The sequence below is a fragment of the Mycoplasmopsis cricetuli ATCC 35279 genome (assembly GCF_000526955.1).
GTDB lineage: Bacteria > Bacillota_I > Bacilli_A > Mycoplasmatales > Metamycoplasmataceae > Mycoplasmopsis > Mycoplasmopsis cricetuli.
On the sequence record NZ_JAHB01000007.1, the window covers coordinates 1 to 12,193 of the forward strand.

9 protein-coding genes and 2 tRNA genes are annotated in these 12,193 nt (G+C 26.4%); 7 read left to right on the top strand and 4 right to left on the bottom strand.

From position 1 onward, the window contains the following. Positions 1 to 129 precede the first annotated feature (129 nt). A complete protein-coding gene (locus tag U744_RS0102310; RefSeq protein ID WP_025755481.1) occupies positions 130 to 2,694 on the top strand; it encodes a PTS transporter subunit IIABC in 2,565 nt (854 codons plus the stop codon). 51 nt (positions 2,695 to 2,745) lie between these two features. Here U744_RS0102310 and U744_RS0102315 read toward each other — a convergent pair whose 3' ends face one another. Further along, entirely contained in the window at positions 2,746 to 3,753 is a 1,008-nt protein-coding gene (locus U744_RS0102315; protein ID WP_025755482.1) for a nicotinate phosphoribosyltransferase, read from the bottom strand. A gap of 164 nt (positions 3,754 to 3,917) precedes the next feature. Between U744_RS0102315 and U744_RS0102320 the strand changes: the two genes are divergently transcribed. After that, positions 3,918 to 5,102 (top strand): phosphoglycerate kinase, encoded by a 1,185-nt coding sequence (locus U744_RS0102320; protein ID WP_025755483.1) that lies wholly within the window; start codon positions 3,918 to 3,920, stop codon positions 5,100 to 5,102. A gap of 81 nt (positions 5,103 to 5,183) precedes the next feature. After that, positions 5,184 to 5,738 (top strand): inorganic diphosphatase, encoded by a 555-nt coding sequence (locus U744_RS0102325; protein WP_025755484.1) that lies wholly within the window; start codon positions 5,184 to 5,186, stop codon positions 5,736 to 5,738. A 62-nt stretch (positions 5,739 to 5,800) separates the two neighbouring features. Here U744_RS0102325 and U744_RS0102330 read toward each other — a convergent pair. Then, positions 5,801 to 5,891: transfer RNA gene (locus U744_RS0102330), tRNA-Ser, on the bottom strand. Between the two features lie 54 nt (positions 5,892 to 5,945). Further along, a tRNA-Ser gene (locus U744_RS0102335) sits at positions 5,946 to 6,036 on the bottom strand. A 113-nt stretch (positions 6,037 to 6,149) separates the two neighbouring features. On the opposite strand from U744_RS0102335, the gene U744_RS0102340 reads away from it, so the two are divergent. Next, positions 6,150 to 6,941 (top strand): alpha/beta fold hydrolase, encoded by a 792-nt coding sequence (locus tag U744_RS0102340; protein ID WP_051449498.1) that lies wholly within the window; start codon positions 6,150 to 6,152, stop codon positions 6,939 to 6,941. 36 nt (positions 6,942 to 6,977) lie between these two features. Here the strand turns inward: U744_RS0102340 and U744_RS0102345 are convergent, their stop codons facing one another. Further along, a complete protein-coding gene (locus tag U744_RS0102345; protein WP_025755486.1) occupies positions 6,978 to 8,129 on the bottom strand; it encodes a trigger factor-related chaperone in 1,152 nt (383 codons plus the stop codon). Between the two features lie 68 nt (positions 8,130 to 8,197). On the opposite strand from U744_RS0102345, the gene ligA reads away from it, so the two are divergent. The 3 genes from ligA to U744_RS0102360 all read left to right on the top strand — a co-directional run bounded on the left by ligA (position 8,198) and on the right by U744_RS0102360 (position 12,097). Then, positions 8,198 to 10,417, top strand: coding sequence for an NAD-dependent DNA ligase LigA (gene ligA, locus U744_RS0102350; RefSeq protein ID WP_036431849.1), 2,220 nt, complete (start codon positions 8,198 to 8,200; stop codon positions 10,415 to 10,417). A 10-nt stretch (positions 10,418 to 10,427) separates the two neighbouring features. Then, a complete protein-coding gene (locus U744_RS0102355) occupies positions 10,428 to 11,408 on the top strand; it encodes an aspartate--ammonia ligase (RefSeq protein WP_025755488.1) in 981 nt (326 codons plus the stop codon). Between the two features lie 170 nt (positions 11,409 to 11,578). Further along, positions 11,579 to 12,097 carry a hypothetical protein gene (locus U744_RS0102360; protein WP_025755489.1) on the top strand — a complete coding sequence of 173 codons (519 nt, stop codon included), beginning with the start codon at positions 11,579 to 11,581 and terminating at the stop codon, positions 12,095 to 12,097. Positions 12,098 to 12,193 lie beyond the last annotated feature (96 nt).

Below are 12,193 nucleotides of genomic sequence, written 5' to 3' on the forward strand. Positions count from 1 at the left end.
TTTTTTTTTTTTTTTTTTATACCATTGGCTATTAATAAATAATTAATTTTTTAATATAATTAAAGAGTTACTTCAATCTTTAAAATTAAAGTAACAAAAAATACTTAAAATAATAAAAGAAAGGAGAAAATGACTAAGATTTTAGATAAATTTTCTGGAATGTTTTCTGGGAAAAAAGATAGAAAATTGGATAATAGTAAAAATACTAAAATAAGAAAAACACTTGGAAAAATTTCAGGTGCTTTTATGCTTCCAATTTCTATTATGGCTATATCAGGTCTTTGGCTTGGAATTGGGGCTGCTATTGCTGCTAACAGTGGTCAAAACACTGGACTTTTAACTTTTGGTAATTTTATTCAACAACTTGGTGATCCAGTTTTTGGTTCATTACCATTATTATTTGCTGCGGCCTTTGTTATTGCTTTTACAGATGAAGCTGGAGTTGGAGTTTTTGCAGCTATTATTGGTTATGCTGTTTTTGCTGCAATTCAATCGGTATTTATAACAGAAACTACAAAAGAAGTTTTTGAAAAATTACTTACTTCTGATGGAAAAGAAGAAATCATAAATTCAGCAACTAATAAACCAATAGAGATTAAAAAAATAGTTCATGTTGGATATAAAGTTCTTTTCACTGGAGCAGGACGTAATCCTGAAGCTTTAGATAGAGTTGTTGGAACCACTCTTGGAATTAGATCTCTTCAAACATCTGTTTTTGGTGGTCTAGCAGTTGGACTTGTTGTTCAATATATATATAATAAATTTCATACAATTCAACTTCCAGGAGTTTTTTCATTTTTTGGAGGAAAAAGATTTGTTTCAATTGTAACAGTTCCTGCAGCAGCTGCTTTGGCTATTGTGTTCTTGATTTTGTGACCATGAATTGGAGTTGCACTTAGTGGATTTGGTAATGCTTTAGGTAAAGTTCCATATGGTTTTGAATCTCTTATTTTTGGGTTTGTCGAAAGATCACTTGTTCCATTTGGATTACATCATGCTTTCTATGCACCACTTTGATATTCACCAGCAGGAGGAGATATTAATTTTAGTTTAGAAGAATGACAAAAATTTCTTTCTTCGGATGCTCCTGAACAAGCAGCTAAATTAAAAGAAGCAATCTCTCTTGCAAAATCAGGAGATGCAGCTCTTGCAAACAATGAATATGCAAATTTAGCAAAATTAATTGTTACAGTTGCTAAAGAACCTTCAAAATTCCAAGGGGATTCATCTGGAGCTACTGCTTTATTGAAATTTGATTTTGATAGTGTTGTTTATCCTCATGTTATAAAATCTGGTGAAGTAGTACAATCAGTTTCAAACAAGGAATTACCACTATTTAAATTTGTTGAACAACAACTAGGTATTAAAATTGGTCGTTTTGCTGATGGTAAGTTTTCATTTATGATTTTTGGACTTCCAGCAGCAGCCGCAGCAATGATTTTTGCAGCACCAAAAGAAAATAGAAAAGTTGCAATTAGTGCTGTAGTTCCTAGTGCTATAACCACTATTTTAACCGGTGTTACTGAACCTATTGAGTTTACTTTCTTGTTCTTATCACCTTTATTATTCTGAGGATTCCATGCATTCTTCTGTGCTATTTCATTTATGTTAGCTAATTTATTTAGTGTGCATATTCCTCAAATTTTTTCAGGTGGATTACTTGACTTAATTATCTATGGAGTTGTTCCTGTTGCTAAAGGAACAAATTTCTGATGAACATTATTAGTTGGATTAGCATATGTTCCAATTTACTTCTTTGGATTTTATTTCTGAATTAAATTCAGAGATCTTAAAACTCCAGGAAGAGGTGAAACTGTTAAATTATTCACCAAAAAAGATTATTTACAATCAAAAGATGATAAATCTTTAAATTCATCACTTGATATGCGCGCATATGAAATTGTACAAGGATTTGGGGGAACTCAAAATATTACTGCTTACAATAATTGTGCATCACGTTTAAGATACGATGTTAAAGATATGTCACTTGTTGATGAAGATAGATTAAAAGCTACTGGTGCTGTTGCAATCAAAAAAGAAGGTGCACACCATGTGCAAGCTATCTATGGAGCAGTAGCTGAACAACTTAATGCTAAAATTAAAAGTTCAAGAGCTACCATTGTTGAACATGAAATGAAAATAGATGCAAATTCACTTGCAATAGAAAATAATTCAACAATGATAGATATGGATAAAAAAAAATTAAATAAAGAAAATTTACTCATTAATCCTTTAAAAGTAGGTCCTGTTGTTTATGGAGAATTAATTGCACTTAAAGATGTTAATGATGGAGTATTTTCAGAAAAACTAATGGGTGATGGATTTGCAATGAAGTTTAACGCTCAAGAAACTGGAAAAGTATATGCTCCTGTTGATGGATATATGAGTGTTGTTTTTGAAACTAAACATGCTTATGGAATTACAACAAAAGAAGGTGTTGAAATTTTAATTCACATTGGAATTGATACAGTTAATTTAAAAGGAGAAGGATTTAAATCATTTGTAAAGGTAGGTGATCAAGTAAAACGTGGTGACTTATTAGCTGAAGTTAATTTAAAACTTCTTAAAGATAAAAAACTTAAAACCTTCCCAATTGTTGTAGTACTAAATGAAAGTAAGCACAAGAATATTACTTTTAAAACTGAAGCAAAAAATATCACTGATAAGTCAATTGACATTATTGAAGTTAGATAATTTTTGTTAAATTAAAAGCACTATTATAGTGCTTTTTTCATTATTTATTTTTTAATTGTATTTAATTAATTTGACATTTTCTCTAAATCCACGACCTTCTTTGGCTTGATTTTTACCATTTAATAAGACCGCATCAGCTGAAAAAGAATTATTTAATTTAAAAATACTTTGACCAACCCCATAATAATCTACCGGAGTGTTTAAATCTTCAAAAAGTTTAATTTTAGCTGCATCAAAACCACTTGAAACAACAATCTTATAATTATTTGCCCCTACTTGATCTAAGGCTTTACGTAAGCGAAATATTTGTTCAGGATTAACTCCATACTGTGGTTTTTCACCATCAAACATATGATCAACCATATTTTTAGATGTATCAACTCGCACTCCTCATACTTTATTTCCAAGTGCATGCCACACTTTGAGTGAGTCATCAATGACATTGTTATTATAATCAACTAGTGAAATTAATTTTGATTTTGGAAACAATTCATGATATGCTTTAGTTGCTGCTACAACATCACCATTAAATCCTTGAATTAAAATATGTGGCATTGATCCAAAAACTTGTTCATCATCTCTGTTAATTTGTTCTTGCTTTTGGGCTGCTGTTGATACTAATTTTATTCCAGCAATTGCTACTGCAGCTCCATCAACATGTTGAACTAAATAATGATCAGCTCGATCACCCATAAAAATAATTTCTTTGTTTTTAGCTGCTTTTTTGCAATTATAGATATTAGTTGCAATTGAAGTGTTACGAGCTAAAATTCCATCAATTAATCCTTCTCAGATTCCAAAATGATGATATGAACCAGTTAATTGAAGGACCACATCTAAATTATTTATTTTTGAACCATCAGGAAGATATTTAATTTCATATTTACTTGTGTTGGTTTCTTTTTCAAGAAGTTTTAGCACTTCTTTCATTCCAGCTAAAATTGCATTATCTTTGCGTTGAAAAAATTGCATAGTAATAACATTATTTGGTTTAAATTTTTTTAAAATTTCCTTAGTTTTATGAAAGTAACTTGCAATGTATTGTTCTTTGTTATCCATAAGTTTCCCTAAAATTTCTATATGTTTTAAAAAAGGCTTTTACTAAATATAAATTTTATTAGAAAAATAAAATCTTTAAAGTCAAAAATCTTTAATAATTTTGAATGTTTTAATGTAAAATTTATTTTAAATATTCTAAATTATTTATAATGGAGAAATAAATTATGTTTAAAACTTTAAATGATATTTCTGTTTTTGAAAAAAAAGTAATTGTAAGAGTGGATTTAAATGTTCCTTTAAAAAATCATGCTATTACATCAACAAAACGTATTAAAGCAGTTATCCCAACAATTGAACATTTAATTTCAAATGGAGCTAAAGTAATTTTATTATCACATTTGGGAAGAGTTAAAACTGCAGAAGATTTAACAACAAAAACTTTAGCACCAGTTGCTATTGAGCTTTCAAGACAATTACAAAAACCGGTTAAATTTGTTAATCAAACTCGAGGGGAACTAGTTGAAGAAACTATTGCTCAAATGAAACCAGGAGATATTATTTTACTTGAAAATACTCGTTTTGAAGATTTAAATGATAAAGCTGAAAGTAAAAATTCACCTGAATTGGGAGCTTATTGAGCAAGTTTAGCTGATGTGTTTGTTAATGATGCTTTTGCAACTTCACATCGCTCACATGCATCAAATGTAGGAATTGCATCTCGAATTAGAGAATCAGCTATTGGATTTTTAGTACAAAAAGAACAAGAAGCTCTTTCGAAAGTAATTAATATGCCTGAGCGTCCTTATGTAGCAATTATAGGAGGAGCAAAAGTTTCTGATAAAATTCAGGTAATAGAAAATTTGATAAAAATTGCAGATAAAATGATAATTGGTGGTGGAATGGCATTTACCTTTTTAAAATCTAAAAATTATCCTATTGGAACATCGCTTGTAGAAGAAGATTTTGTCCCATTGGCAAAAAGTTTTCTTGAAAAATACTCAGATAAAATTGTACTCCCATTTGATCATAAAGTAGTTCATGAATTCAAAAATACAACCCCAATTATTCAGGAAAATGGTATTGCAGATGATTTAATGGGACTTGACATTGGACCAAACACAATTAAACTTTTTAAAGAAAATTTACAAGGTGCAAAAACAGTTGTTTGAAATGGGCCTGTTGGAGTTACTGAATTTGAAAATTTCCAAGAAGGAACTCTAGCCATTTCTAGAATGATAGCATCACTTGATGGTGTTTATTCAGTTGTTGGTGGTGGAGATTCTGTTGCAGCTGTTGAAAAATTAGGTATGGAAAATAAATTTTCACATGTGTCAACTGGTGGAGGTGCTTGTCTTGAAATGCTTCAAGGAATTAAACTACCAGGAATTGAAATCATCCAAAGAAAATAACTAAAAAAGTTATCTATGATTAGATAACTTTTCTTTTACATTTTGAAATAAAAATTGAAAAAATTAATGTATTATTTGTATATGAAAAATATAATAAATGTTAAAATTGAAATTCAAAAAGATTCAAGAATTAAATATGAATATAATCGTAAAACAAAAGAAATTGAAGTTGATCGCATTTTAAGAGAAGATTTTAAATACCCTGCTAATTATGGATTTATTCCAAATGCACTTGATTGAGATGGTGATGAACTTGATGTTCTTGTTTATTCTGAAGAAACTTTTGCAGTTGGAACTTCATTACAAGCACGCATTATTGGTGCCATGAAAATGGTTGATGATGGAGAAACTGATACTAAATTAATTGCTGTGCATGCTGATGATTATCGCCTTGAAAATATTAAAAAATTAAATGATTTACCGCTTCCATTTTTAGATACTGTAAAAACATTTTTTAGCACATATAAAAATTGAAAAAAACCAGGAATTACTAGTGTGGATGGTTTTGAAGATGTTAATTGAGCTCTAGAAGAATACAAAGAGTGTGTATTATTGATGGATAAATATGGATCAATGGATAAACAAGAATTTATTAAATTAATGAAACTAAAACATCCTGAAAAATATACAAATTAAATACAAAAAAAGCTCGGCTAGTTCCGAGTTTTTATTATGTTGTTTTATAATTTAATGAAAAATGGCGGAACAGAGAGGATTTGAACCTCCGCGGGAGTTGCCTCCCCTACAGTCTTTCCAGGACTGCCTCTTCAGCCTCTTGAGTACTGTTCCAGTTATTTGTGGTTTTCAGTGTGAGATTTTAACTTAAAAAAGAGAATAAAAAAATGGCGGAACAGAGAGGATTTGAACCTCCGCGGGAGTTGCCTCCCCTACAGTCTTAGCAGGACCGCCTCTTCAGCCTCTTGAGTACTGTTCCAATTGCTAAAATATTATAACATAATTAAAGGAAAATAAAATTAAAACAATAATTTATTAATTAATTTTTTAAGTATTATAATTTATTTAGTCAATATTAAACAAGGAAATAATATGCAATCAAATTTAAAAAAATGAAAATATCCTTCAATTTCATACTTTGATGAAAATAATAAAAAAACAATTGTTATGGTACATGGTTTTAATGGTTCATGCAATGGGTTTTTATCAATACTTGAAAAAATTCCTAATGCAAATTATTACTGTTTTACTTTGCCTGGATGTTCAAGTACTCCTGCAACACTTGAACAAATGAGTGTTGAATATTATGCACAATTAGTTGTTGAATTTATCAATTTTCATAATTTAAAAAATGTTATTTTAATTGGTCATTCAATGGGTGGTGGAATTATTTCATTGGTGTATAAATTAGCTTCAAAATTAATTTCAAAAATTGTTTTTATTAGTCCTATGAATCGTTCAGCTAGAATAAAAAAAGATTTTTTCTTAAAAACATATTTTCCAACTAATTTTGAAGAATATAAAATTTTTATAAAATCACTTTATTATGATAATTCGTTTGTTGATACTTTAGCATTTGAAAAATATAGAGAAACATTTAATTCAAAAAATTTTACTAATAAATATATTCTTAAATTAGGCTATTCACTACCTCAAGAACCTCTTTTTGACTTAATTGAATCAGGAATTCAATCAATTACAATTCCTTCATTGTTAATTTTAGGTGAATTTGACACTGTTATACCTACATTACCAGCTAAAAAATATTTTACTCAACATAATTCAACAATACAAATTAAGGTCATAAATAATGTAGGACATATGGTTTTTGAAGAATCCCCTGAAGAGTTTTTAAAAATTTTAAATACTTTTATTGCGCAATAAAAAATGCTATATATAGCATTTTTTCATTCAATTAATTTAAATTTCAATGAAAGTGTATTTTTTATTTTTTTCAAAAATTTCAGACTCATATTGCTTTAAATAGGTTAAGGCAATTTTTTTAATTAATAAAGATCTTGCAATAGCTTGTGGTTGAATTTGATGTCTACTTTCTTCAGGTAAAAAACCTTGAGCAAAGGCCACTTCTTTTTTAAATTCATCTTCTGAAAAATTAAGTTTAAATTTGTTTTTAAGTAAAATTTGTCAAAAATAATCCAAAATTGCACCAATTACATTTTTTTCTATTTCTTGATTTGAAGGTTTAGGTCCAAATTGTTTTTTATATTCTTCTATTTCATGTGCAATTAAATCTTGTGGAATGTTTGGTTTTGGACTTTTTTCAACTATTTGTTTTAAAATATTTGTTCCATATTCATATAATGCATTGCTGTAAATTTGTTCACGAGTTGTTAATTCAATTTCATCTTTAACTTGTTTTAAGTTTTTAAAATTTTTCCCCATTATTTCATTTGCATTATCATCAGTTATTTCTTTTTCTTCAAAATAGAATGCTTCAGTTATTTCTAAATTTCATTTTTGATTTAAAAATTCACTTTCAAATTTATCATGATTGTATTTATTTAATAAATTTTGTTCAAGTGGATTATTTGGGTCAGTTCCCATTTTTATAACAAGTGAGTTAGTTTGGTTATTTTGATTTGTAACATTTAAATACACTAAATGACCTTGTTGAATTTTCATTTCAGCAGGCAACACTTTTCTAAATTTATAACTTTTAACAAAATTATTAATAAAATCATCAATCATTTGATTGTGATTTTCAGGAAACTTAAGTTTAGCATTTGGAGTTATGTCAAAATTGTATTTATCAAATTCATCAAAATAATAAATTTTAAAATTTAAATCAAGTTCTTCAGAAGATATTTTATCAATTATGGTGATTGGTCTTAAATAAATAGCCGAAATTTCATCTTGTTCTAAATATTTTTTTCAAATTGAATCATGTTTATTTCTAATAATTTCTCTTGAAGCATTTTGTCAAATCATTTGCTGATTGATTTTAATATTTGGGTCTGTTTTGCTTTGTGCTTGCAGATTATTTAAAGCTTCATTTTGAGCTTGTATTCATTTTTGTTTATCAATGGTAATTTTTTCAAATAATTCTTTCATTTTTCCTCTTGCAATTTATTTTATCAAATATACTATTTTTTAACTCAGTAAATATATAATATATTATTATGAATTTACCTGATAAAGATCAAATTATTATTGCAAAAAAAAGAATTGCAAAACTTGTTTCAATGATTAATTTTTGAAATTATGAATATTATGAATTAGACTTTCCTTCAATTTCAGACCAAGAGTACGACATTCATTATCAAGAATTACTAGCTCTTGAAAAACAATACCCAGAACTAAAGAAAAAAAATTCTCCAACTAATAAAGTGGGAGGAAAACCTTCTTTTAAATTTCAAAAATTCCAGCACACAAAAACAATGCTTTCTTTAAATAAGGCCTATTCTATTGATGATGTAATTAAGTTTCATAATGATAATATTAAAACAATAAACAATCAGAACATATCATATAGTTTAGAACCAAAAATTGATGGATTATCAATTTCTCTTCATTATCAAAATGGAAAATTAATCCAAGCAGTTACAAGAGGGGATGGTATAACTGGAGAAATTGTTACTAATAATATTAAATGCATTACAAATTTACCTTATGAAATTAATTATTACAATGACTTAGAAATTCGTGGTGAAGTATATTTAAGCAAGACAAATTATTCATTAGCAAATGAACGTCTTAAACTTGAAAATAAATTAAATGATAATTTGAAAACATTAAAAAACATTCTTGATATGTTAATTAATATAAATGAAGATATAAAATTTTTGAGCTATCAGAAAAAGATTAAAAATACAATTTTAAATTACAAAAATAATTTTAATTTGTCATTTGAAGAGCTTCAAAAACAAATTAATGAAACTGATGTTTTAATTGAGCAAAATATATTTGTAAAAACTGAAAAAATAAAAACTAAACCAAAAATATTTGCAAATCCTCGAAATGCTGCAAGTGGAACTTTAAGACAATTAGATTTGAATGTGGTAAAACAAAGAAAACTAAGTTATTTTGTGTATGAAATTGTTGATCCTGAAAAGCATAATATTTTTTCTCAAATTGATGTTTTAAATTTTTTAAAAAAACTCAATTTTAAAACTAATGAGTATATTTTTAATGCACCAACAATTGAACAAGTAATAAATAAAATTAATTCATTTAAAAATATCAAGCAAAATTTATCTTATGATTGTGATGGTTTTGTTATCAAAGTTAATGAAATAAAGCATTGAAATCAATTAGGTTTTACTTCAAAATTTCCAAAATATGCTATTGCTTTTAAATATGAAACAGAAGAAGCTATTACTAAGGTTATTGATATTACAGCAGAAGTTGGAAGAACCGGGAAAATTACTTATTTGGCTCGACTTGAACCAGTTCAACTCAATCAAACTACAGTAAGAGCTGCTACTTTGCACAATTATGAATTTATTAAAAGTCTTAATTTAAACATTGGAGATAGTGTTAAGCTGATCAAATCAGGAGAAATAATTCCCAAAGTAATTGAATTAGTTGAAAAACACACACAATCAATTTTTACAAAAATACTATTTTGTCCTTCATGTAATTATTTGCTTTCTGAAAAAGAAAACTTAGTTGATCAATTTTGCAAGAATGATTTTTGTAATGAAAAAATTATTCGTTCATTAATTCATTTTGCATCTCGAGAAGGAATGAATATTATTGATTTAGGAGAAGAAAATATCAGATTGTTTTACAATAATGGAATTATTCAAAAAATTTCTGATATATATGATCTTGAACATCGAAAAAAAGAATTAAATAAATTACCAAATATGGCAAAAAAAAGAATTCAAAAAATTATTTCAAGTATTGAAAAATCTAAAAAAACAACTTTGCCAAAAACTTTGTTTGCAATTGGAATAAAAAACGTTGGAGCACAAGTTTCTGAATTAATTTGCAATCGAATTGACAGGCTTTTAGATTTAACAAAAATTGATTTAAATTCATTAACTGAAATTAAAACAATCGGAACTTCAATTGTTGAAAGCATTAAAAACTTTTTAAGTAATGCAGAAAATATTGAACTTTTAAATTTTTTAGATAATACTTTAGAATATCAAAATACCAAAAAAGGAACTAGCTTGGCAAATTTATCATTTGTAATCACTGGAACATTGTCACAATCAAGAGATTATTTTAAAAAAATAATATCTGAGAATGGTGGTAAAATTTTAAGTAATATATCAAATCAAACCGATTATTTATTAGTTGGTGAAAATGCTGGAAATAAGCTAGCAAAAGCAAAAAATAATAATATTAAAATAATTGATGAAAATCAACTATATATGTTAATTAAAAAATAAAAGGACTAAAATGTATCGCTCAAAATTAACTATTAAAGAAACACAACTTGCAATTCATGATTTGAAATTTGATTTTTCAAAACAGTTACATAAAAGATTAAAATTAACAAGAGTAAGCGCGCCATTATTTGTAAAAAGTAAAACTAAAATCAATGATGGATTAAATGGAGAACAGCCTGTTATTTTTTCACCTAAACATACAAATGAAAACCATGAAATTGTTCATTCTCTTGCTAAATGAAAAAGAATGGCTCTACAAAAATATGAATTTAGTGCAAATGAAGGAATTTATGCTGATATGAATGCAATTCGCAAGGAGGAATTTTTAGATTATAAGCATTCATATTATGTTGATCAATGGGATTGAGAAATTATTATTGAAAAATCTCAAAGAAATATCAATTTTTTAAAAGAAATTGTTAAAAAAATTTATGAATCAATTAAATTTGTTAAAAGAGAATTAATTTTAGATTTTCCACAATTAACTTATGATTTTCCAGAAGAATTAACATTTATTACTGCCAAAGAATTATACGAAATGTATCCTAATTTTTCTCCTGAAGAACGTGAAAATGAATTTGCTAAAAAAGTAAAAGCATTTTTTGTAATTGGAATTGGATACAAACTTCCTGATAATATTGAACATTCAAAAAGAGCATTTGATTATGATGACTGAAATTTAAATGGAGATTTAGTTTTTTATGACAAAATTAATGATGCTGCATTGGAGATTTCATCAATGGGAATTAGAGTGGATGCAAATTCACTTGCAAGTCAAAAAGAATATTTAGGTGTTAGTGATGATAAAATGGGAAGTTATCATAAAATGATTTTAAACAATGAATTACCTTTTACAATTGGAGGAGGTATTGGACAAAGTCGTCTTTCAATGCTATTACTTGAGAAAAAACATATTGGTGAAGTTCAAGTTTCAACTTGAGATGAAGAAACTAAAAAATATTGCTTTGAGAATAATATTAATCTCTTGTAAAAATAAATGTTTATAATACTTAAATTAATTAAAAAAAAGCATTAAAAAGTTGCTTTTTTTTTTTTTTTTTATAATTTAGTTAATTTTAATATTTAATCAAATAAATTATTGTTGTTTATATTTAATTGATAATTGATTGCTTTGATTAATTAATAAAGAAGGGTATTTTTATGGAGATCAATAAAAATTTAAATAAAAAACAAAACAAAGAACATTTAGCTGAAAATTTAACTAAAACTATTTTTCAAATAGAACACGAATTAAATAAATATGTTAAAACAAAAAAGAAAATTAAGATTTTTATTTTAGTTATGATTACATTGAATATAGCAATTACTGCAATAGGATATTTTGCAAGTTCAAAAATATATCCTCCTGCTATTGTTTTTACACCAAAATTTTTAATAATTATTTTTTTGATTATAAGTAAAAGTAAAATGAAGACAGTAAAAAATATTTTTTACATTATAAATACAGAAAACATTTTAAATATTAAAACACAATCAAATTCTAATTTGTATGAAAATTTGTTACATTTATATTCAATTGCAGAAAAATCATATAATAATTTATGAATCTCTATTTTCTTTCCTCCGATTATGCTATTTAAAGGAATTAAATTTCATAGATCAGCAAATGCAATAATAAAAAACATACGTATACTTTTAAATAACAATTTCAATGTATAAATAATACATTTTAACAAAAAGTATTTTGTGCAATTGTTTACATTTTGCTATGTTAAAAAATATAAAACAACATTTTTTCAGAATTTTTTTAAAAAA